The organism is uncultured Chitinophaga sp. (assembly GCF_902168175.1).
In the GTDB taxonomy this organism is placed as follows: domain Bacteria; phylum Bacteroidota; class Bacteroidia; order Chitinophagales; family Chitinophagaceae; genus Chitinophaga.
Genome location: NZ_CABHOU010000025.1, coordinates 111441 through 132712 on the forward strand (window position 1 = coordinate 111441; position 21272 = coordinate 132712).

The following is a 21272-nucleotide window of genomic DNA, read 5'->3' on the forward strand; positions in this document are numbered from 1 at the left end:
ACCAGCAAATCTTTTTTAAAAATTCCTCATTTCCGTAACATGATACGGAACGTTGTACCCTTGTTTACTTCGGATGCGCGAACGAACAAACGACCCTTGTGATACTCGTCTATAATGCGTTTGGCCAGCGAAAGCCCTAATCCCCAGCCTCGTTTTTTAGTACTGAAACCAGGCCTGAAAATCTTTTCCTGTATGGCTTTGGGGATGCCTTTGCCGGTATCAGTGATATCAATAATGGTGTGCGCGGGGTGACTTTCTATATTAATACTGATGCTTCCTTTGCCTTCCATTGCATCCAGCGCGTTCTTTAAAAGGTTCTCTACCACCCAGTCGAACAGGGGCGGCGAAATCATTACAGGTATCTCGGGCTCGCTGCTCTCCAGCGAAAAAACGATCTTCTGCGACGAACGTTTGCGGATGTAGGCCATCATGTTATTGATCTGTTGCACAATATCGCGTTGCTCCAGGTTCGGCACACTACCTATCTTCGAAAAACGGTCGGTGATGAGTTTCAAACGATCCACATCTTTCCTTAACTCTGTTACAATGGGCGCATTCTCTTCTTTCTCTTTTAACATTTCCAGCCAGGCTTCGATCGACGATAATGGTGTACCCAGCTGATGTGCTGTTTCTTTCGCCATACCCACCCATAGCTGATTTTGCGTAGCCTTGTTGGTAGAAGATAAAGCGAACCAAACTACGCCAATGAACAGCGCTACCACCATCAGTTGTATATATGGATAATAACGTACCTGCTTAAGTATCAGCGAATCGCCGTAGTAAATAAAGTTATATGCATTGTGGCTGGTATCTACCTGCATTACGAACGGCGCATGTTGTTTACGAAACACCGCTAACTGCCCCTTTAAATAGGCAGGATTTTGCGTCACGCTCACCGAATCGAGGTTACGATGATCGAGTATGTTGCCTTTTTCGTCGGTAAGTATTAATGGGATGGTGGTGTTATTGGTCACAATCTCTACCGCCAGGTTCAGGTTGGCGTCGGAAGAGGCCTGCAGCAATTCCTTATTGGCTTCCACCCAGGTGGCAACCTTCTTCGTTTCTTCCTGTTGTATGTTCTCGGAAAGATTATTGGCAAACCAGATGGTAGCGGCAATAATGATGGCAGCTACGGCCACCAGCACAAACTTCCATCCCAGGTACTGTTTAAACATGCTGTGTTTGAAGGTTCTTTAACGTTTTAAATATAGGAATATTTTTGCGGTGCCTCTTAAAACAGGGAATTTAACACCACTTTATTGCATATATTAATTGGCTTTGTTGCATATTTGCAGCGCTTTAAATTTCTTTTCACGCGTTAAACGATCAAACGTTTGTCTGTATTGCCATCAGTTGCGGTAGTTATTTTGAACTGGAACGGGAGATCCTTTCTCGAACGTTTCCTGCCTTCGGTATGCGCATCCACGTATGCCAACCTGAGGATAATACTGGCCGACAATGCTTCTACGGACGATAGCGTGTCGTTTACGGAGGCACATTATCCGCAGGTGGAAATTATCCGGAATGAAAAGAACAGCGGGTTTGCAGGTGGTTACAATGAAGCGCTCCAACTGGTAAAGGCCGACATTTATGTACTCCTGAACCAGGATGTGGAAGTGGAAGCCGGCTGGATAGAACCTGTTATTACATTGATGGAAAGCGATAAAAACATCGCTGCCTGTCAGCCAAAATTGCGGGCATTCGCCAACAAGGAAGAGTTTGAGTACGCCGGCGCTGCTGGCGGCTGGATGGATATTCTCGGTTACACCTTCTGCCGTGGCCGCATACTGTACACCACCGAAATAGATAAGGGTCAGTACGACGACGTCCAGGATATCTTCTGGGCAACTGGTGCCGCACTGTTCATCCGGTCGGCCTGTTTTCACCAGGTAGGCGGGTTCGATCCTTTCTTTTTTGCGCATATGGAAGAGGTAGACCTTTGCTGGCGCCTGCAAAGAGCCGGCTACAGGATTTGTTACTGCCCGGAGTCGAGGGTGTATCATGTGGGCGGAGGCAGCCTGCCACAGGGTAATCCACGGAAACTGTACCTCAATTTCAGGAATAACCTGATCATGCTGTATAAAAACCTGCATCCAAGCGATAAACTCATCATTTTCCCCCAGCGCTTTTTCCTCGACCTGCTGGCTGCCGCCAAAAGCCTGGTTTCGGCGAAACCGGGCGACGCAAGGGCCATTTTCCGCGCTTACCGGCATTATATTGGATGGAGGCGTAAGGTGTGGCCGGGTTATGCCGACAACGATCTGCCTAAACCTAAACTGCTGAGCATAAAAGGGGTGTTCCACGGGATCATGATCTGGCGCTACTATTTCCTGGGCAGGAATAAGTTTTCCGACCTGGCAGGCAAAAAAAAGTAGGGATTTGAAATTTTACTTTGTAAGTTTGCAACGCGAAAAATAATCATATGGAGAATACAGTTGAAAATAAGAAGGACATTACAGCCAACTGGGTATCATCTTCCCGTTTCTTTTTTTACGTGCTGTTAGCATGTATATTGGCTGGTAGCCTGGGTGGTTGCTATGGTCTGTACCAACACCGTTACAAAGGCAAACCAAAGGTTAGTATTCCTGAAAGCACCTTGTACAATCCTAAGTATAAATAGTTTTCTGTAACAGTATATCGTACTATAAAGCCCCGGAAAAGTTCCGGGGCTTTTTTTATGGGCCCAACATGGGTAATACTATTTAACATCGTTGCGTCGCACCCTTAAACGGCAGTAACACTACCTAACCTGCCCCTCTCCTCTTACAAACCACTTTTCTGTTACCAGCTTCTCTAACGCAAAAGGTCCGCGGGCATGCAGCTTCTGGGTCGAAATACCTATTTCTGCTCCCAAACCGAACACGCCACCATCGGTAAAACGTGTAGAGGCGTTGATATATACCGCAGCGGCATCTACCTCCTGCAAAAACCTTTCGCCCAACGCCATATCCTGCGTAACAATCGCTTCTGAGTGTTTAGAGGAATATTCCCGGATGTGCGCCAGCGCCTCGTTCAGTCCGTTCAATACTTTCACGGAACATTTGAAATCGAGGAACTCCCGCCCAAAATCTTCTGCGGTGGCTTTAAACAAACGGGGGTAACCAGCCGCCTGCAAAATAGGGTAGGCTTTCTCATCCGCATAAATTTCCACCTCATAACCGGCCAGTTGCCCTGCCACCAAAGGCAAAAATGCAGCGGCCACCGCCTCGTCCACCAGCACGGTATCCAGCGCATTACACACCGACGGGCGCGATACTTTGGCATTCGTCACAATGGCAGCGGCCTTGGGGAGATCGGCGGTTTGCTCTACATAAGTATGGCATACGCCTGCCCCGGTTTCAATCACCGGCACACGCGAGTTTTCACGCACATACTCAATAAGCTGCTGAGAACCTCTCGGAATGATGATATCAATATATTTAACAGCACTCAGCATATCGGCTACCAGGGCGCGATCTACGGGCAATAATTGCACAGCGTTCACATCGGCCCCAAACAATTCCAATACTTCGCGAATAATGGCTACTAATGCGGTGTTGGTGTAAAAAGCGTCGGAACCGCCCCTCAGTACGCACACATTGCCCGAACGTATGCACAGCGAAGCTACGTCCACCGTAACGTTTGGCCGCGATTCGTATATAACGCCCACCACGCCTAAGGGTACTGACTTCTTCTGGATGAACAGTCCGTTCTCCAGCTTCCTTTCAAGCAATACCTGGTTGGCGGGATCTGGCAAGCCCGCCACTTCACGTAAACTGGAAGACAGACCAGCTATACGGTCGGCGTTCAGTAACAGGCGGTCTTTTTTAGGATCACCGTCTGGCATGCGCTCGAGGTCCTTTTTATTTTCTTCGATAATATGGGCTGTGTTCTCCTGTATCCTGGCTGCCAGGTGCTGCAACAGTTCCTGCCTTTTGGCATCCTGCAGGTTTCGTACAGATGCCGTGGCAGCCCGCGCCTGTTCCAGTAAAAGTTGTATAGACATGTTTGTTGTTTCGGGAGGCGCTACAGCAGTACGATATCGTCTGCATGGGCAATCTCCAGGTTTTGCACTGTACGGTCTACCGCATCGGAGGCCACTTTGGCCCTGCCTACTGCTACCACCGCGTTTTCTTCGTTCACAATTTCAATTACTTCACCGCATTCAAATTTCTCTAATACGGCTTTTACTCCCACTGCCAGCAGGCTATGCCTTCTTTCCAGTGCCTTTTGCGCACCGCTGTCGATCTGGATTTTCCCGGTTACCAGGCTACCGCTGGCCAGCCATTTACGGCGGGCAGGCATGCTACAGGGTTGCGGCAGACAAAGCGTACCGGTTTTACCTGCTATGGCTTCAAGAATACCGTCGGGCGTACTGATCCCGAAAATCACCACTTTAATACCCATATTAGTAGCCAGGCGTGCAAAGGTGAGTTTAGACACCATGCCGCCCAGTCCCAGGGTCGATTTCTTTGTATCTGCCAGTGAAAGCGCGTCTTTATCAATTACATCGATCTGCGGAACGATCTTTCCTTCTTTATCCAACACGCCCGCTACGGATGTACTGAACAGCAGCAGCGAGGCGCCAAAACCCACAGCTATCAGCGTGGCCAGTTCATCGTTGTCCGAAAACTTAAGTTCGAGGCTGCTGACTACGTCGTTTTCGTTCGCAATGGGAATAATACCGCTGGCCCATAACTCTTCGTACGTTTTGTTAAGTTGCAGGAACTGGTCGCGGTTCGAAAAGTGCTGCCTCTCGCAAAGGCTTTGTGCTATGGAAATACCGTACGGTTCGAAGTATTTGGAGTATTTGTTCAGCAATATAGGATTACCCACGGAAGCTGCGGCCTTACGCTCGCTAATGGTGCCCCCGTAGTCTTTAATGTACCGCTTACCCGCAGCTACTGCCCCGGACGATACCAGCACCACATTGTACTCCGTATGAATAGCGGCCACCTGCCGGGCGACCTCCGCTATCACGGATTCGTCCAGCTCACCGTTACTCCTCGTAATAGAAGCGGTACCAAACTTGATTACTACTATTGGCTTGTTCAAAGTTCACATTCATTTTGAGCCGACAAAATATTGAAAAAGCATGGTTTTTCTTAGCCTTCCCTCATCTTTAAAAATTCCTTATCTTTCTTATCTGCTAAAATCCCCCAGTTATGGACCAGAACATCATCAATCTTTTCGACGAATATACACACAAGCCCCTGCGCCGCGACGAGTTCCTGCGCAGGCTCGCCCAGCTCACCGGAAGTGTGGCCGCAGCCATGACGGTACTGCCGCTGCTGGAATCCAATTACGCCAATGCCGCCACGGTGCCGGTGCATGTGGAAGGTATCAGCGCTGAGGATATTACCTATCCGGGCGACAATACCACCATGAAAGGGTATCTCGTAAAACCCGATAACATTAAAGCCGGCGAAAAACGCGGCGCTGTGATCGTGATCCACGAAAATCGCGGTCTTAATCCACACATCCGCGACGTAACGCGCCGTGTGGCCCAGGCAGGTTACATAGCACTGGCGCCCGATGCCTTGTCGGTAGCCGGTGGCACACCATCTAACGAAGATGAAGCACGCGCCCTGTTCGGAAAACTGGATGCGAAACAAAACCTCAACAACTTTTTAAAAGGCTTCGATTACCTGAAAAGTTTGCCGGAAAGCAATGGCAAAACCGCCGCAGTAGGCTTTTGCTGGGGAGGTGCGCTCACCAACCAGCTGGCAGTAAACGATCCTACACTGGATGCTGCCGTAGCGTTTTACGGTATGCAGGCCGCTGCCGCAGATGTTCCTAAAATCAAAGCCCGTGTATTACTGCATTATGGTGAAAAGGACGAACGTGTGAATGCCGGTATCCCTGCATACGAAGAGGCCTTAAAAGCGGCCGGTACCAAATATGAATTATTCGTGTACGAAGGCGCACAACACGCTTTTCATAACGACACGTCTGGCCCGCGGTACAATAAAGAAGCCGCTGAAAAAGCCTGGGCACGTACGCTACAGCTGTTTAAAGAAACGATCGCATAAAGATAGCAGGTGGCGGGAGGCAGATGTTTCCCGCTACTTGTCTTATATTCGCGTATCGTAAACCCCATTTGTTTATGTCACCGAAACGCTTATTACGTATCACCATATGGGTGATAGTACTTGGAATGATCGCCGAAACGGCTTTCTTCCTTATCCTGCAGAGCAGCGACAGGATTATTCCAAAAGCTATGTATGTAGCCGATTTCGCCAATAAAATCACCTGGACCTACATCGTTTGTGTGGCTATCAGTATGGCTAAATCACTCACTAAAGATAATGTACCCGCTACCGGGTTGGCAGGACTCCTATCCATACCACCCGGATTGTATTTCGCGGGTGTAGTCCAAAAGGCAGTAACAGAAGCGATGGGCATGGATGCTTCGCAGACAGGCATCGTGTTGTTCATCCCCCTTGTTATTAAAACCATAGAATACGGATTGCTGGCCATTGTGCTGGCTTCCATGGCTAAAAAGGTACGACCGGTAGGCGCATTCATCCGCATCGGTCTTTTATTCGGTGTACTCGCTGCCGTAGCCCAAAGCTGGTACAAGATCGCCACCGATCCGGACATCACTTTTATGGCCATTATCATATTAGTGGTAAATGAATTGATCATTCCTGCGGGTTGCGCCGCCATCATTTACACCAGCGATGTGATCGTGAAAAAGATAGAAAAATAGATCATATAAGAGCCGCTACCACAGCGTGTTTCCTTTAACAAAACTTTAAGAACACATTAACATTACCCCAATAAACTTTGAGTAACATTCAGGTATCTAAAGCGTTTGAAAAGAGGACCATGCTAAGGAACTTTTAAAAACGCCTGATATATGAAAAGAGTCATTATGTTTATGAGTGTGGCGGCAATGGCAACGGTGCTGCTGGGCAGTTGCAGAAAACAACCGCTCGACAATCTCACGGAAGAAGAATCAAGAATTTACGTTACCAACTACGATGATAAAGCAGCCTTTAACAGCTATGCAACGTTCAGCATCGTGGATTCGGTAGCCGTTATCAGCAACGGCGCCAGTGCGAGAGAATTAACCAGTTACGATCAGCAACTGATCGCTTCCATCAAAAGCTCACTGGAAGCAAGAGGGTACGTGGCCGTGGCTAAAGAAGCCAAACCCGATTTAGCGGTAAACGTTAGCCGCATCGACAATACTTCTTATTCTGCCGCTTATAACCCTGGCTACTGGAGCAGCTGGCCTGGTTACTGGGATACCGGCTACTGGGGCTATCCCGGATATGGCTACTACTGGCCATCTTCCTACACGGTGTTCCGCACCCGCGAACGTTCTGTAAGTATCGACCTGCTCGATCTTAAAAATCCATCTAAAGAAGGTAATAACCAGCTTACCGCTGTGTGGAACGCAGTGTTGCGCGGCAGTGGCGTATGGAGCAGTAACAACATCGGCAGTATGGTAAAAGCAGTGTTCGACCAGAGCACTTACCTGACGACGAACAAATAATGTGTTTAACTAAACCGGATTGAAGATGAAAAGCATTAAAATATTAATTCTGTGTATACTGGCCGGCCTTGGCGCACACACTGCCTCCGCGCAGAGCAGGTCGCCCCTGTCCGTGAATTTTAACTATTCCGGCGCACAGCCCCTGGGCTCACTGAGCGACTATGCCTCTAAAGCCAGCTTCCGCGGTTGGAAAGCAGGCATCAATTATGGCATAAACGACCGCTGGTCGGTAGGTTTAGGCTTCGGCTTCAACGATTTCTATGAAAAAACCGACCGTATGGTGTATCCGGATAAGAATTCGGATATATCTGCCGTACAGCAGCGCACCCTCCAGGTATTACCTATACAGGCCGTGGCTAGCTACAATTTCGCCAAAGCCGATGCTAAGGTGATACCCTACGGAAGCCTGGGCATTGGTACTGCCAACATGAACTACGAGAAGTACTGGGGTGAGTTCGTAGAGAAAGAAAACAAATGGGCCTTCCTGGTAAGCCCCGAACTGGGTATTAATGTGCCTTTTGGCAAATACTCCCCGGTGATGTTTAATGCCAGCGTACAATACAACTATGCGCCCTACACCATGAACGAGATCAGCAGTTTCAATTCATTGCAGGGTAACATCGGTATAAAGTTTCATATCCATTAAAAACCAGGAGACTACATTTCAGTGGTGAAGTGTGAGAATGGCGGAAGGCCGTCCCTACCATGGGGCGGCCTCTTTTTTATCCCAGGGAAGGGGCAGGCAAAGGGCAGTTAGAGGGCAGGTAAAGGGCATGGTATAAGCGCAGCAAGGATTTCAGAGGATAAATTCTCCGAGATGCCTATTCCCACTGTGGTTTTCGGGTGGTTGAAAATACCGGTTGCCGATCCGGATTAGTTAACCTTTAGCGTGGATGCGCTGGTTAAAAGCGCCCATCCGGCAATAAATTACCCTACCTAGTATGGTTTGTAAAGAACCCCGGTGTATACACCTCCTTCGTTCGCCCCTTTTTATCGGTGTAGATGTAACAGGCTTCCAAATTATATTCAGGATGCTGTTTGATGAACTTCAGTCCCTTTTCCGGGCCCCAGAGGATAAGGGCATTATCGAAGGCATCGGCGGTAATGGTATCATCGGCGATAACGGTAACGCTGATCACCCGGCTGTGCAGTGCGATACCGGTTTTAGGGTTGATGGTATGGGCATAACGGGTTTTGCCTTCGTCAAAGAAGCGGCGGTAATTGCCGCTGGTGGCGATAGCCTTGTTCTTCAGGTATAAGAGCGATTGTTTTGGAAGATCAGCATTACCGGAGGGGCGCTCTATACCTACGCTCCAGGGTTGCCCCTTAGCGTTCACGCCGCTGGCGCGCAGTTCGCCCCCAACATCTACCAGGTAATTGCGGATGCCCCGGGCTTCCAGGAGGCGCGCCACACAATCGGTGGTGTAACCCTGGGCCACACCGTTACAGTCGATCTGTACACCAGGCTTCGCTTTTATCAGCGAATCGCCTTTTATCTCCAAAAGCCTATACCCTACCTGTTTTAAGGCGAGCTTAATACTGTCGGAAGTGGGTTTTACACTGTGCCTTACCACGCCAAAACCCCAGAGGTCGACCAGCGGCTTTACGGTAATATCGAATGCGCCGCGTGTGTAAACGCTTACCGCCCGCGACTTCTCCAGCACGTAACGCATATGTTCATCCATCTTTACCCCATCTTCCCCGTTATTAAACCGGTTGATGAGGGAGCCGGGCACCCATAACGACAGCGACTGGTCAATAGCTTCAAAAACTGCTTCTACCTGAGGTTGCAGTGAACTAGTATCGGCGGAGGTGTATTTAACGATGTAATAAGTGCCCTGGGTTTTACCCTGGAACGAAACAAGTTGTTGGCTGCTGGCAGTAATAACGTGGCAAAGCAGGATAACGGACAGTAAAAAACGCTGCATCTGGATTATTTAAAAGCATTGAGGCCGGTAATGTCCATACCGGTAATGAGTAAGTGGATTTCGTGCGTACCCTCGTAGGTGATGACGCTTTCGAGGTTCATCATATGGCGCATTACGGGATAATCGCCCGTGATGCCGATGGCACCGAGTATCTGGCGGGCATCGTGTATTATCTTAATAGCCGTTTCGCAGGCATTGCGTTTTGCCATGGAAATTTGTTCAGCCGTAGCACGGTCTTCATTTTTGAGTACCCCCAGGCGCCAGTTCATCAACTGTGCCTTGGTAATTTCGGTCACCATTTCGGCCAGCTTCTTCTGCACCAGCTGAAACCCGCCAATAGGACGATCGAACTGCACCCGCTCCTTCGAATAGCGCAGGGCTGCGTCGTAACAGTCCATAGCCGCTCCAATAGCGCCCCAGGCAATGCCATAACGGGCAGAGGAAAGGCAGGTAAGCGGCGCCTTTAACCCGACAGCATCGGGCAATATGTTCGATTTGGGAATACGTACGTTATCCAGTACCAGTTCACCGGTAGCACTGGCCCGCAGGCTCCATTTACCTTTGGTTTCAGGAGTAGAGAAGCCTTCCATGCCCCGTTCTACTATCACACCGCGTACTTTGCGGTCGGGATCGCGCGCCCATATGATGGCAATGTCGGCAAAGGGAGCATTAGATATCCACATTTTGGCACCGTTCAGGATGATATGGTCGCCATCGTCGTCGAAGTAGGTAAGCAGGCCGGCGGGATTTGAGCCAAAATCGGGCTCTGTAAGGCCGAAGCAGCCCATTAATTCGCCGGTAGCCAATTTGGGCAGGAAACGGCGTTTCTGCTCTTCGCTGCCAAAGCGGTAAATCGGGTACATCACGAGCGAACCTTGTACCGAGGCTGTGGAACGTATACCACTATCCCCCCGCTCCAGCTCCTGCATCATCAGGCCGTAGGAGATATAATCCAGGCCACCGCCGCCGTATTCAGCGGGAATGGTCGGGCCAAAACAGCCCAGGCTGCCCAGGCTTTTAATTACCTGCGTAGGGAATTCCGCCTTTTGACAGGCATCTTCAATTATCGGGCTCACGTCCTGCTTCACCCACTGCCTTACTGCTTCGCGCACCATTTTCTGTTCCTCCGTCAGCAAATCATCCAGTAAATAGTAATCGGGCGATTGAAACAGGTCTTGTCGCATACATTTAGTTTATTTATATATTCGGGCTATAAACGGCTACAGTAAATAATTACAGCATAAATGCCTAAGCAGCAATATACTAAATTATGCCGCAACCCTCCCCATATCCGGCTAACTTGTTTAACTTAGGCCCGCGGAACCAAAAGTCAATCTATGCTAAAACTGCTACCAGCACTTTTCTTATTTGCATTTATGGTACTGATCATGGCAATCGTACCCCCCCGTACCTCAGTAGCAATTCACGCTTCGGGCCACCCTAATAAGGCAGCCGCTGCGCAAAACCCCGGCGTTAAACAATACTGGATGGTTTTGCTGAAAGAAGGACCTAATCAGTCGCTCTCGCAGGAACAAACCGAAGGGATACTTGCCATTCATGCTCAGAATATTCAACACCTTACCGCCAGCGGTAAAATGCTCGTTGCAGGTCCCTTTAACGACCAAAGTGCCGGACTGAAAAGCGTTTATATCCTCGATTGCAAAGACAGCCTCGAAGCTACCCGGTTACTTCAGTCTGATACAGCTATTGCCAGCGGTCTTTTCAGCTACGAGCTGAAATCCTGGAAAACTACGAAGAGCGACCTCTTCAAATAACATGCTCTTTTTCGGTGTATACACCGTCCGTTTCTCCTGCTATTCTGTAATTACATCAACAAAAAGCACTCTTACGTGCCTTATGGATGCTGCTGCTAACTGGCAGCCGGAGTGCCGCGTATCGATGCCGGCAACACCCCATCGTCGTGTATACACCACCACACCTTACCCGGTGCGGGTACATAACAAAAAAAGCGCCCCCTTACGGAAGCGCTTCTCTCAAAAATATCCTTTATTCGGCTATACAACTGCCACAGCGAGGTACTCCGCCATTTCCGACTGGTATTGCTGCGCTGCCACACGTGCATCTTCAGCAAAACGCTCGTCATTACCAGCATAAATAATGGCGCGGCTGGCGTTTACAAGCAAACCAACATCCTTATTCAACCCCTTCTCTGAAATATCTTTTAAACTACCGCCCTGAGCCCCTACACCCGGCACCAGGAAAAAGTGATCGGGCAATAGCCGGCGGATAGCTGCTATCGATTCGGCCTGCGTAGCACCTACCACGAACATCATGTTGTCGGGAGTGCCCCAACTGGCGGTGGTTTTCATTACCCGCTCATACAAAAACTCATCGCCCACCTTCAGTTGCTGGAAGTCCTGGCTGCCCTCGTTGGAGGTAAGTCCCAGCACAATGGCCCATTTCTCTGAAAAACCCAGGAAAGGTGTTACACTGTCGCGGCCCATATAAGGCGCAACTGTCACGGAATCAAACTGGTAAGTATCAAAAAATGTTTTAGCGTAATAGGAAGAGGTATTGCCAATATCGCCACGTTTGGCATCAGCGATGGTAAAAATGCCTTTAGGAATGTACTCTACGGTACGCTGCAGACTCTCCCAGCCACGTATACCCTGGCACTCATAAAAGGCCGTATTGATCTTGTAAGACACGCACAGGTCCTTTGTAGCATCGATAATCGCCTTGTTAAAGGCAAACATCGGATCGGGATGGCTCAGTAAATGTTTGGGAATCTTCTGCATATCGGTATCAAGACCAACGCACAAATACGATTTCCGTTCCCGGATGAGGTTCACCAGTTCCTGTCTGTTCATAAATTTGATATTAGGGGCGCAAAGTTAATGAAATAGTATGATGGTATGGATTCGGTTGATAAATAACGTTCTTTTAAAGTTCTGCCATTTTTTTCAAACCTGGCATTTTGATTTACCGATTTAAGTTCTTAATTTTTGCTTTTCTACGTTATCTAAAACATTTCCTCTTCAAATGAAACAGCTATTCGGTCTACTACTCTTAATACTATTGTGCCACAGCGTGCAATCGAATGCACAAAAGCTGCCTGTCAAGATAGGTTTAAATACTTCTTACGATAACGATAGTCTCGGTTTCGCTAACGGGTACGATTATATTGAAGAAAACACCCGGAAACTGTTTTATGTGCCGGACAGTGTGTTCCAGAAACACCTGGCCAATTTGCGTAAAACCAAACTGCCTGTCAATACTACCAATGTATTTCTTCCCAATACCATCAAACTGATTGGTCCGGATGTAAACGTAAAATGGACAGTTGGGTATGTAGATACCATTTTCAAAAGAGCGCAGCAGGCCGGGGTGAACATCATTGTGCTGGGCAGTTCTGGCTCACGCAGACTACCAGAGGGTTACAGCCGCAACAAGGCCATATCGGAGTTCGTATACATCGGCCGTAAAATGGCAGAAGTGGCGAAAAAATATAAGATCACCATCGCGATGGAGAGCCTGAACCGCACCGAAGATAATTTCATTACCACGCTTGAATTTGCCAACGAGCTGGTAAACCTCATTAACCACCCGAACTTCAAGCTCACTGCGGATATTTACCATATGCTGATGGAGTACGAACCGGCAGATGTGATCATTAAAGCGGGTAAAAACCTGGTTCACTGCCATATTGCCGAACGCGAGAAACGTGCGGCACCGGGCACCTACAATGAGAACTTTCTTCCTTATTTCCAGGCACTGAAAAAGATCAATTATAAAGGCAGGATCAGCCTCGAATGCCGCTGGGACAATATGACCCAACAGGCTCCCTCGGCGCTGGCATACCTTAAAACACAATTAAACCAGGCTTACAATATAAAACCTTGATTCATATGACGCAATCGAATAAATCACGTCGTGCATTTCTGAAACAGTCGTTTATGGGCGGAGCAGGTGTTGCTATTACCGCAATGGGCCTCCCGGCCAGCAGTTACGCCAGGATTATGGGCGCCAATGATCGTGTAAACGTAGGGGTGGTAGGATTTTCCGACCGCTTCCGCGAAGCGCTGATGCCTACTTTCCTCGCCAACAACAAGGAACTTAATTTCGACATTATCGGTGTTTCCGACATCTGGAACCGCCGCCGCGAAGAAGGTAAACGCATTTTATCGGGCAAAGTTGGCCACGATGTTACGGCGTACGTGAACAATGACGAATTGTACCGCAATAAAGACATCGATGCGGTAATTATTGCCACTGCCGATTTCCAGCACGCTTTTCACACGGTAGAAGCTGTTACCAACAACTGCGATGTGTACTGCGAAAAACCTTTCGCCGAAACCATGGTGGATGCACGTAATGCGCTGAAAGCAGTGAAAGCATCTAAAAAGATATTCCAGGTAGGCACACAACGCCGTAGCGGCGAAAGCTACCACGCTGCTGCCAACTTCATTAAAGAAGGAAAGTTTGGAAATATTACGATGGTGGAAATGACCTGGAACGTAAACCAGCCAGGTCGTTGGAGACGCCCGGCGTTAACCAGCACGATCAAAGAATCGGATGTGGACTGGAAACGCTTCCTGGCAAACAGGCCTGCCGATAAGTGGGACCCGCGTAAATACCTGGAGTATCGCCTGTTCTGGCCTTATTCGTCTGGCATTTTCGGTCAGTGGATGACACACCAGATCGATACCGTACACTGGTTCAGCGGTCTTAAACACCCGCGCAGTGCAGTGGCAAATGGAGGTATTTACCAATGGAAAGATGGTCGTACAAACCCCGACACACTTACGGCGGTATTTGATTATGGCCCGGCCAACGATCCTACCAACGGCTTCCAGGTAATGTACAGCTCACGTTTCCATAACTCTGCAGGTGGTACTAAGGAATTGTATTACTCTAATGGTGGTATGATCGACATGAGTACGAACAAAATTACGCCAACAGGTGGCATGACCGAGAATGAAGGGAAAGCGATGGGATTGAAAGCCAATCTGCTGCCAACAATGACGCTGGCCGATGCAGGCGGTGGCGTTGCAACTTCTGCCAATACTGGTGGTGATCCTACCACCTTTGCCCATATGCGTAACTGGATGGAATGTGTACGGTCCCGCAAAGAGACGAATGCACCCATCGAAGCCGCTTATTCCCATTCTATTGCACTGATCATGGGTAATGCCGCGTACCGCACGGGTATGAAGGCTACGTTTGATGAAGCGAAGCAAGATGTAATGGTGGGCGGAAAAGTCTTTACTATGTAAAGCCACGATCCTTGTAAAACTGAAAAAAAGGGCTGCTCGTTACGATGCAGCCCTTTTCTATTATATGGACTTCGCCCGCCGCTTCTCCATCTCTTCCGCGATCTTACGCGAAGCATCGTCCCCCTTTTCTTTCAGGTGATGGATGACAGAAAAATAATCGGCGTCGTGGCGGTTCTGGCTTAGTTTAAAGGTGCTTTGTACTTCGTCCACCTTCATTTCAAAACCCACGATTCCTTTCATATTCTTATGTAATTCATCGGTTGTTATGTCTGAAATATGCACGGGGCAGCGCGATGCGGCTTCGTAAGTGTCCATCAGCCGACCCAGTGAGGCTTCCAACTGTTCATCAGTTTGGATTTGCAGTTGGCCGTAGATATGCACGGAGATGTAATTCCAGGTAGGTATCTTCTCTTCCACATACCACGATGATGAAATATAGCTGTGCGGGGCGGTAAATACGGCTAAAAACCGCTGGTTGCTGCCGAGGGTGAGCTTTTGCTTATTAGCGGCTGAAATATGCCCTTCCAGCACGAATTCGCCGGGTGCCTTTTCACGCAGTTCCAGGGGCAGGTGAGTACCAACGGGCTCACCGTCCTGCACACTGATGAGCAGACCAAAACTGTTTTCGCGTACAAAACCGGAAATGATGTTCCAGTCGGTTTCCTGGTATTTTTTCGGTGTGTGCATTTGTATGGCTTTTTGTTGCTGCTGAAGGGAGTGACACAACGGCGGCTGGGTTTTATTCCAAAGCTGGTACCTGCAAAATTAAAAAAGAAAAAGGTGTATACACCGCTGTTATCATCGAACGGTATATACACCTGTATAAAGTGTTGATATTATTAAACCAGCTTTAGCTCGCTGACCAGGGCCGCCGTTGTGTCACTCCCTTCAGCGGCAGTAAGGCTGTTACACCATGATCTCTACGATCTTCGTAGGGGCCATGTTAGCATTACGCATGGCTATACCACGGGCGGTAGCGCCTGCCAGATCGATAAATGCCTTCTTGGTAATCTCGTCGTCGCCCGTCATTACCGGCTGGCCGTAGTCGCCACCCTCACGGATGCCCTGTACCAGCGGAATCTGGCCGAGGAAAGGAATATCCATTTCGCTGGCCAGGCGTTTGCCGCCTTCTTTACCAAAAATATAATACTTGTTATCTGGCAGTTCCTTCGGGGTAAAGTAGGCCATGTTCTCCACGAGGCCAATAATAGGCACATTGATCTGCGGACTGCTGAACATCGCGATACCTTTCTTCGCATCCAGCAACGCTACGTCCTGCGGAGTGGTGACCATTACAGCACCGGTTACTGGTACGGTTTGTACGAGTGTTAACTGCACGTCGCCTGTACCTGGAGGCATATCGATGATCAGGTAATCGAGGTCGCCCCAGTACACATCGGTTACAAACTGGCGCAAAGCACTGCTCACCATGGGGCCGCGCCATACGATGGCCTGCTTCTCATCTACCAGCAAACCGATAGACATGAATTTAATACCGAACTTTTCCAGGGGAGAAATCATCGCTTTACCGTCTACCGACACCATCATCGGGCGTTCGCCACGGGCACCGAACATAATGGGAACAGAAGGACCGTATACGTCGGCGTCCATCAATCCTACCGCTGCCCCACCCTGTCCCAGGGAAATGGCCAGGTTGGCTGCTACGGTGCTTTTGCCCACACCACCTTTACCGGAGGCTACCATGATCACGTTCCTTACGCCAGGTAAGGCGCCCTTATTGTCTTTACGGTTTGAATTAACATTTGCGGTCATATTAACCGTTACCACCGCTTCCTTATTCACAAAGTGTTTTACTGCATTGATACAGGCGTTACGGATCAGGTCCTTTAACGGACAGGCAGGCGTGGTGAGCACTACCGTGAAACTTACTTTATTTTCGCCATCTATCTCTATGTCCTTCACCATGTTAAGCGTCACCAGGTCCTTACCCAGATCAGGCTCCTCAACATGGCTAAGGGCGTGAATTATCTGCTCTTTCGTCATCATAAATTGTTGTTAAAAATGAGTTCCGTGCTGCAAAGTTAACCTAATTGATCTTTAATTTGATTCTGTTTATCTTCGTCGGACGCATGAATAAAAAAATCTACATACTTGTCGCACTGCTATGCCTGCCATTTTTTCTGAAAGCTCAGCTAACTGCGTTCAAAGACAGTGTCATTCAATTCTCTGGTATCACCATGACGGCCGATAGCCTTCGTGCCATTCCGGCAGTTAGTATTTTGGTAAAAGGCCAGAACAGGGGTACCATTTCCAACAGTCAGGGTATATTTTCCATTGTGGCATTTAAAGGCGATACCCTTAGTTTCAGTGCCGTAGGTTTCCGTAAAAAAGAATACCGCATTCCACCGACCCTGCAGGGAAATAACTTTTCCATGATCCAGTTGCTGGTAGAAGACACCACCTACCTGCCGGTTACGATCATCAAACCTTATCCTACAAGAGAGGAGTTTGAGAAGATGTTCGTAAGCATGGATATTCCCAACGACCAATACGAAATTGCCCGTAAGAATACTGAAAAAGACCATATGCGCGCCCTGCAGCGTGTAACACCAACGGATGCCGGTGAGGCCTATAACTCTTACATGCGTAAGCAACAACAATCCTTGTACTACGCCGGGCAGGTACCTCCGCAAAACATTTTCAACCCGCTGGCCTGGGCCCAATTCATTCAATCCTGGAAACGGGGCGACTTCAAGAATAAAGATTAGGGCTTGTTTCGCATATTTCTTTAAATTGCCTGATCCACCCCTGCGAGGGCGGTTCACCAAAAACAACCACGAAATATGCAACAAGTAGCCATCATTGGCGCCGGCACCATGGGTAACGGCATTGCCCACGTTTTTGCCCAGAGCGGCTTTAAAGTAAACCTCATCGACATTTCGGGCCCGGCGCTGGAAAAAGCGCTGGCCACTATCACCAAAAACCTCGACAGGCAACTGGCTAAAGAAAGCATTACCGCCGACGTCAAAGCACAAACACTGGCCAACCTCAGTACCCATACCGATATGGCCGAAGGGGTAAAGAACGCAGGTTTGATAATAGAGGCCGCAACTGAAAACATCCAACTGAAACTCAAAATATTCGCAGAACTGGATAAACTCGCACCCGCAGAAGCTATCCTGGCCACCAACACTTCTTCCATCTCCATCACACAAATAGCGGCGGCCACCAAAAGGCCCACCCAGGTAATAGGTATGCACTTCATGAACCCGGTGCCCGTCATGAAACTGGTAGAAATTATCAATGGTTACGCCACCGGCAAGGCCGTTACGGAACAAATCACTGCTTTATCGCGCCAGCTGGGCAAAGTACCCTGCGTGGTGAACGACTATCCCGGCTTTATTGCCAACCGTATACTGATGCCGATGATCAACGAAGCGATCATCAGCCTGTACGAAGGGGTTGCCGGCGTGGAAGAAATAGATACGGTAATGAAACTTGGTATGGCACACCCTATGGGGCCGTTACAGCTGGCCGATTTCATCGGACTGGACGTATGCCTGTACATCATGCGCGTGCTGCACGAAGGACTCGGCAATCCTAAATACGCGCCTTGTCCGTTGCTAGTGAACATGGTGAATGCAGGCTTCCTCGGTGCTAAGAGTGGCGAAGGGTTTTATAAGTATGAGGCGGGGAGTAAGGATTTGAAAGTGAGTACACGTTTTAAGGTGTAACGGAAAGGCATATAAAAGAAACGGGCATTGTGACGACGTGTTACATCACCGTTTCAGACAACGGCTTCAACACAAAAAGAAGAATCCCGGCTGCCGAGGCAACCGGGATTCTTCTTTTTGACAATTAATGCCTGTTTCCACTAATATTTGATATTAGGAAAATCGGTTTTAGCCTTTACCAGCTGAGGCCCCCACGCTGCTCCGTTCCTGTCATTAGGACCAAACGCAGTTGTTGCCAATTCAGCCAGGTCATGCTTTGCAGCTCCGCTCCAGAAGTGAATAAATTCACCCATATTCATTCGCCTTGTATATTCCAGTCCGTAGGCGTGCGCCTTCGTGGGAAAATGTTCGGCGAGCAAAGTAAAGAAGCTGTTCAGTACTGCGGTTTCACCATACTGGCTATAAATAGGGTAAAACCAATCCTTGAACCAGCGCGTACCTGGCCTTGGGAAGTTATCGGAAGCAGTTTCCATGTCTTTCATAACACGTTCTGCTTCTTTATCCCATCCGAGCTTTTTGTAAACGTCGTAGTTATAAATCTCCATCCATTTACTGTCGCCCCAGATCAGGAACGCGGGCGATTCTTTAACACCTTTGAAGCCACCTTCTACAATATGTCCGATTTCGTGTGTCAGTACATCCAGGTTCCAGTTTGAGCTGTCTCTCCAGGAGTTGTTTGACCCGATGTCGATACCGGTACGATTATCATGACCATCGTCGAAATACGTATAAGGATGTCCTCCTCCATATTTACCATAGTGTAGCACTACATACAACCGTTTATCGGTTCCCTTAAAAGGGGCGTATGCTACTTTGGTATACTTCCAGATTTCCTCCGCTTTTCTAAGTGGCCAGGTAATATCACGCGGCATATCATCATCATAGTACAGCGCCACTTCTTTCGTGTATGCTACGTTTTTTACTACCTGAACATGTTCGAACCAATGTTCCCGCCATGTGGCAGCGGGAGCATTTGGATCGGTTTCTGGCACATTCAGTCGGATCTTTTCAGTTCCCTTTTTGCAACCAGCGCTTAGCAATAACAGCAGCGCAAAATTTGCGAATATTGTTCTCATCGGATAGTATCGGGTTTGGTGAATATTACCAATTCGGGTTCTGCACCAGGTTGGTGTTCAACAGCGTTTCGTTCTGCGGAATTGGCATCAGGTAATCGCGTTCTTTTCTGAACACTCTTACGCCTACCTGCGTTTTATCGTAGAAACCGTTACCGTTTACGAACATGTTCATACCATAGATAGGCCCGTTGTTGGTAGTTTCAGCGATTTTCCAGCGGCGGGTATCGAAGAACCTCCAGTTTTCGAATGCCAGTTCAACCCTTCTTTCTGCACGGATTGCCTCACGCATTGCCTCCTGGCTAGCAGGGATAGCAATTTGTCCTGCACCAGCGCCATAAGTCGGGATACCAGCCCTGGTACGGATCAGGTTCAGGTAAACAAGTACATCAGCATTGCCATAGTCACCTTCATTCAGTGCTTCAGCATAATCGAGATAAATGTTTGCTACACGAATGAAAAGAGATCCACGGGTGTTTTCAACTCTTGGAATAGCTTTCCTTACGATATAACCGGTTGAAGAAACATCGGAAGTACTTTGCGTTCTTCCTGAGTTACCGCTAAATTCCATGTTGGTGATGATCGTGCTACCACTCTCCTGGAACAGCCAGTAGCTGTTGTTATAAGTGATGTCCGCATAGAACCTTGGTTCACGGTTAATCCATTGATTATACGTGTTTCTGCCCGCAGCGACATCGTAAGGAGCCCTGAACAGAGAGAAACCTGTAGTCTGATAACCAGAGGCTGGATCAGTAATTGGCAACCCGTTTCTCATGAAGTATGCATCAACCTGTGTTTGCGTAGCACCAAGCGCACCAGCGCCCTGTTGGCTGGCAGGTAGTCCTACGTGCTTAGGCGTTCTATCGTAGCGCAGATAACTGCCGGATTTTGAACGGGCATAAATCCATTCAGCATTCCATTCAACTGTTTGTACGTTACGAACAGAAAGGTATGCGGCCATGAAAGGATCAGCATTGGTTTCTGTATACAGCCTGTAACGGCCGGTTGTTACAAATTGATCGATGAAAGACTTAGCAGCGGCCGCAGCTCTTTGCCATTTAGTGATATCGAAAGTTTGATTGGTAAGCGCAGAACCATCCTTATTAACGAAGGTTGCATAGTCAGGATTACCATTCCACAGCGGGCTGGCCGCCAGCATAAGGGCCTGTATTTTAAACGCCTGCGCAGCACCTCTTGTTACGCGGCCAATTTCATTGGCGAAAGGCGCATTTTCCTCATCAAGATCTGCAGTAGCAATATCCAATTCCCTTACGATATAGTTAACACAGCTGTCGATCGAATGCCTTGGAAACTGTAAATCAGAAAGTGGAGCGTTCAGGTCAAGCGGCTGCTCGCCCAGAATCATCACCGGACCGTATTGACGAACCAGGAAGTAGTAGAATATAGCACGTAATGCACGGGCTTCTGCTTTATAAGCCTTTTTTACACCAGCGTTAACCTCGATAGCATTAGCTTCATCGATATGCTGTATAAAGTAAGAGGCATCGCGAATCCCTCTGTAGTATCCCTGCCAGTAAGCATTAATGGTACCATCGGTATTACTCCATGTGCTGGCGTTTACTACCGTACTGTATGGGAAATCCCATGTATAACGAGCTTCATCGGATGCACCAGTGAAAAATCCTGAACGGTTCGTATTGGTATAACGCTCCTGAATTTCATTTGGCAGATTCGAGTATACGTTAGCCAAATACTTATCTGTATTAGCTCTTGACTTAAAGATATCCTCGATAACGATTACGTCATCCGGTACCTGGTCCAGGTACTTTGAGCAGGATGATAAACCCAGGGACAAAGCAGCTGTGAATATTAAAGCAATTTTTTTCATTTTCTTT

Annotated in this window: 20 protein-coding genes and 1 pseudogene; 11 read left to right on the forward strand and 10 right to left on the reverse strand. The window is 48.4% G+C overall.

From position 1 onward, the window contains the following. Window positions 1-26 precede the first annotated feature (26 nt). Entirely contained in the window at window positions 27-1175 is a 1149-nt protein-coding gene (locus QZT80_RS03840; RefSeq protein ID WP_295117922.1) for a HAMP domain-containing sensor histidine kinase, read from the reverse strand. A gap of 159 nt (window positions 1176-1334) precedes the next feature. Here QZT80_RS03840 and QZT80_RS03845 point away from each other — a divergent pair, with 159 nt between their 5' ends. Both QZT80_RS03845 and QZT80_RS03850 read left to right on the forward strand, forming a co-directional pair. Continuing rightward, entirely contained in the window at window positions 1335-2375 is a 1041-nt protein-coding gene (locus QZT80_RS03845) for a glycosyltransferase family 2 protein (RefSeq protein ID WP_295117924.1), read from the forward strand. A gap of 47 nt (window positions 2376-2422) precedes the next feature. After that, entirely contained in the window at window positions 2423-2620 is a 198-nt protein-coding gene (locus QZT80_RS03850; RefSeq protein ID WP_295117926.1) for a hypothetical protein, read from the forward strand. A 120-nt stretch (window positions 2621-2740) separates the two neighbouring features. Here QZT80_RS03850 and QZT80_RS03855 read toward each other — a convergent pair. Next, window positions 2741-3991, reverse strand: a pseudogene (locus QZT80_RS03855) (glutamate-5-semialdehyde dehydrogenase); the annotation flags it as partial. A 14-nt stretch (window positions 3992-4005) separates the two neighbouring features. Next, window positions 4006-5034, reverse strand: a complete 1029-nt coding sequence (proB, locus tag QZT80_RS03860) for a glutamate 5-kinase (RefSeq protein WP_295117929.1) — start codon at window positions 5032-5034, stop codon at window positions 4006-4008. Between the two features lie 110 nt (window positions 5035-5144). On the opposite strand from proB, the gene QZT80_RS03865 reads away from it, so the two are divergent. The 4 genes from QZT80_RS03865 to QZT80_RS03880 all read left to right on the forward strand — a co-directional run bounded on the left by QZT80_RS03865 (window position 5145) and on the right by QZT80_RS03880 (window position 8129). Next, window positions 5145-6011, forward strand: coding sequence for a dienelactone hydrolase family protein (locus tag QZT80_RS03865; RefSeq protein WP_295117931.1), 867 nt, complete (start codon window positions 5145-5147; stop codon window positions 6009-6011). Window positions 6012-6085: 74 nt separating this feature from the next. Then, window positions 6086-6691, forward strand: a complete 606-nt coding sequence (locus QZT80_RS03870) for a hypothetical protein (protein WP_295117934.1) — start codon at window positions 6086-6088, stop codon at window positions 6689-6691. Between the two features lie 150 nt (window positions 6692-6841). Beyond that, window positions 6842-7483, forward strand: coding sequence for a DUF4136 domain-containing protein (locus QZT80_RS03875; RefSeq protein WP_295117937.1), 642 nt, complete (start codon window positions 6842-6844; stop codon window positions 7481-7483). Between the two features lie 25 nt (window positions 7484-7508). Next, the gene (locus tag QZT80_RS03880) at window positions 7509-8129 is read left to right on the forward strand and encodes an outer membrane beta-barrel protein (protein WP_295117939.1); all 621 of its coding nucleotides are present in this window, start codon (window positions 7509-7511) and stop codon (window positions 8127-8129) included. A 286-nt stretch (window positions 8130-8415) separates the two neighbouring features. On the opposite strand, the gene QZT80_RS03885 is transcribed toward QZT80_RS03880, so the two are convergent. Next, the gene (locus tag QZT80_RS03885; RefSeq protein ID WP_295117942.1) at window positions 8416-9411 is read right to left on the reverse strand and encodes an FAD:protein FMN transferase; all 996 of its coding nucleotides are present in this window, start codon (window positions 9409-9411) and stop codon (window positions 8416-8418) included. Between the two features lie 5 nt (window positions 9412-9416). Continuing rightward, the gene (locus QZT80_RS03890) at window positions 9417-10595 is read right to left on the reverse strand and encodes an acyl-CoA dehydrogenase family protein (protein WP_295117945.1); all 1179 of its coding nucleotides are present in this window, start codon (window positions 10593-10595) and stop codon (window positions 9417-9419) included. 153 nt (window positions 10596-10748) lie between these two features. Between QZT80_RS03890 and QZT80_RS03895 the strand changes: the two genes are divergently transcribed. Then, window positions 10749-11186, forward strand: coding sequence for a YciI family protein (locus QZT80_RS03895; protein ID WP_295117947.1), 438 nt, complete (start codon window positions 10749-10751; stop codon window positions 11184-11186). A 240-nt stretch (window positions 11187-11426) separates the two neighbouring features. Here QZT80_RS03895 and pyrF read toward each other — a convergent pair whose 3' ends face one another. Further along, window positions 11427-12242: an orotidine-5'-phosphate decarboxylase gene (gene pyrF / locus QZT80_RS03900; protein ID WP_295117950.1), complete on the reverse strand. Its 816-nt coding sequence runs from the start codon at window positions 12240-12242 to the stop codon at window positions 11427-11429. A 172-nt stretch (window positions 12243-12414) separates the two neighbouring features. Between pyrF and QZT80_RS03905 the strand changes: the two genes are divergently transcribed. Continuing rightward, entirely contained in the window at window positions 12415-13275 is an 861-nt protein-coding gene (locus QZT80_RS03905; RefSeq protein WP_295117952.1) for a sugar phosphate isomerase/epimerase, read from the forward strand. A gap of 5 nt (window positions 13276-13280) precedes the next feature. Continuing rightward, the gene (locus QZT80_RS03910) at window positions 13281-14648 is read left to right on the forward strand and encodes a Gfo/Idh/MocA family oxidoreductase (protein ID WP_295117955.1); all 1368 of its coding nucleotides are present in this window, start codon (window positions 13281-13283) and stop codon (window positions 14646-14648) included. Window positions 14649-14708: 60 nt separating this feature from the next. Here the strand turns inward: QZT80_RS03910 and QZT80_RS03915 are convergent, their stop codons facing one another. Together QZT80_RS03915 and QZT80_RS03920 are read right to left on the reverse strand one after the other, a co-directional pair. Further along, on the reverse strand, window positions 14709-15335 hold the full coding sequence (locus tag QZT80_RS03915) for an FMN-binding negative transcriptional regulator (protein ID WP_295117958.1): 627 nt from the start codon (window positions 15333-15335) through the stop codon (window positions 14709-14711). A 219-nt stretch (window positions 15336-15554) separates the two neighbouring features. Then, the gene (locus QZT80_RS03920) at window positions 15555-16655 is read right to left on the reverse strand and encodes an Mrp/NBP35 family ATP-binding protein (RefSeq protein WP_295117961.1); all 1101 of its coding nucleotides are present in this window, start codon (window positions 16653-16655) and stop codon (window positions 15555-15557) included. Between the two features lie 83 nt (window positions 16656-16738). Here QZT80_RS03920 and QZT80_RS03925 point away from each other — a divergent pair, with 83 nt between their 5' ends. Both QZT80_RS03925 and QZT80_RS03930 read left to right on the forward strand, forming a co-directional pair. Further along, window positions 16739-17377, forward strand: a complete 639-nt coding sequence (locus QZT80_RS03925; RefSeq protein ID WP_295117964.1) for a carboxypeptidase-like regulatory domain-containing protein — start codon at window positions 16739-16741, stop codon at window positions 17375-17377. Window positions 17378-17452: 75 nt separating this feature from the next. Continuing rightward, a complete protein-coding gene (locus QZT80_RS03930) occupies window positions 17453-18343 on the forward strand; it encodes a 3-hydroxybutyryl-CoA dehydrogenase (RefSeq protein WP_295117967.1) in 891 nt (296 codons plus the stop codon). Window positions 18344-18483: 140 nt separating this feature from the next. Here the strand turns inward: QZT80_RS03930 and QZT80_RS03935 are convergent, their stop codons facing one another. Together QZT80_RS03935 and QZT80_RS03940 are read right to left on the reverse strand one after the other, a co-directional pair. Next, window positions 18484-19419, reverse strand: a complete 936-nt coding sequence (locus QZT80_RS03935) for a hypothetical protein (RefSeq protein WP_295117970.1) — start codon at window positions 19417-19419, stop codon at window positions 18484-18486. 25 nt (window positions 19420-19444) lie between these two features. Continuing rightward, the gene (locus QZT80_RS03940; protein WP_295117973.1) at window positions 19445-21265 is read right to left on the reverse strand and encodes a RagB/SusD family nutrient uptake outer membrane protein; all 1821 of its coding nucleotides are present in this window, start codon (window positions 21263-21265) and stop codon (window positions 19445-19447) included. Between the last annotated feature and the right edge of the window lie 7 nt (window positions 21266-21272).

What these genes read in the sequence shown, in the direction of transcription:
- QZT80_RS03840 (WP_295117922.1), bottom strand. Translation starts at nt 1,175, where the DNA reads ATGTTTAAACAGTACCTGGGATGGAAGTTTGTGCTGGTGGCCGTAGCT.
- QZT80_RS03850 (WP_295117926.1), top strand. Translation starts at nt 2,423, where the DNA reads ATGGAGAATACAGTTGAAAATAAGAAGGACATTACAGCCAACTGGGTA.
- QZT80_RS03865 (WP_295117931.1), top strand. Translation starts at nt 5,145, where the DNA reads ATGGACCAGAACATCATCAATCTTTTCGACGAATATACACACAAGCCC.
- QZT80_RS03870 (WP_295117934.1), top strand. Translation starts at nt 6,086, where the DNA reads ATGTCACCGAAACGCTTATTACGTATCACCATATGGGTGATAGTACTT.
- QZT80_RS03875 (WP_295117937.1), top strand. Translation starts at nt 6,842, where the DNA reads ATGAAAAGAGTCATTATGTTTATGAGTGTGGCGGCAATGGCAACGGTG.
- QZT80_RS03880 (WP_295117939.1), top strand. Translation starts at nt 7,509, where the DNA reads ATGAAAAGCATTAAAATATTAATTCTGTGTATACTGGCCGGCCTTGGC.
- QZT80_RS03885 (WP_295117942.1), bottom strand. Translation starts at nt 9,411, where the DNA reads ATGCAGCGTTTTTTACTGTCCGTTATCCTGCTTTGCCACGTTATTACT.
- QZT80_RS03890 (WP_295117945.1), bottom strand. Translation starts at nt 10,595, where the DNA reads ATGCGACAAGACCTGTTTCAATCGCCCGATTACTATTTACTGGATGAT.
- QZT80_RS03895 (WP_295117947.1), top strand. Translation starts at nt 10,749, where the DNA reads ATGCTAAAACTGCTACCAGCACTTTTCTTATTTGCATTTATGGTACTG.
- pyrF (WP_295117950.1), bottom strand. Translation starts at nt 12,242, where the DNA reads ATGAACAGACAGGAACTGGTGAACCTCATCCGGGAACGGAAATCGTAT.
- QZT80_RS03905 (WP_295117952.1), top strand. Translation starts at nt 12,415, where the DNA reads ATGAAACAGCTATTCGGTCTACTACTCTTAATACTATTGTGCCACAGC.
- QZT80_RS03910 (WP_295117955.1), top strand. Translation starts at nt 13,281, where the DNA reads ATGACGCAATCGAATAAATCACGTCGTGCATTTCTGAAACAGTCGTTT.
- QZT80_RS03915 (WP_295117958.1), bottom strand. Translation starts at nt 15,335, where the DNA reads ATGCACACACCGAAAAAATACCAGGAAACCGACTGGAACATCATTTCC.
- QZT80_RS03920 (WP_295117961.1), bottom strand. Translation starts at nt 16,655, where the DNA reads ATGATGACGAAAGAGCAGATAATTCACGCCCTTAGCCATGTTGAGGAG.
- QZT80_RS03925 (WP_295117964.1), top strand. Translation starts at nt 16,739, where the DNA reads ATGAATAAAAAAATCTACATACTTGTCGCACTGCTATGCCTGCCATTT.
- QZT80_RS03930 (WP_295117967.1), top strand. Translation starts at nt 17,453, where the DNA reads ATGCAACAAGTAGCCATCATTGGCGCCGGCACCATGGGTAACGGCATT.
- QZT80_RS03935 (WP_295117970.1), bottom strand. Translation starts at nt 19,419, where the DNA reads ATGAGAACAATATTCGCAAATTTTGCGCTGCTGTTATTGCTAAGCGCT.
- QZT80_RS03940 (WP_295117973.1), bottom strand. Translation starts at nt 21,265, where the DNA reads ATGAAAAAAATTGCTTTAATATTCACAGCTGCTTTGTCCCTGGGTTTA.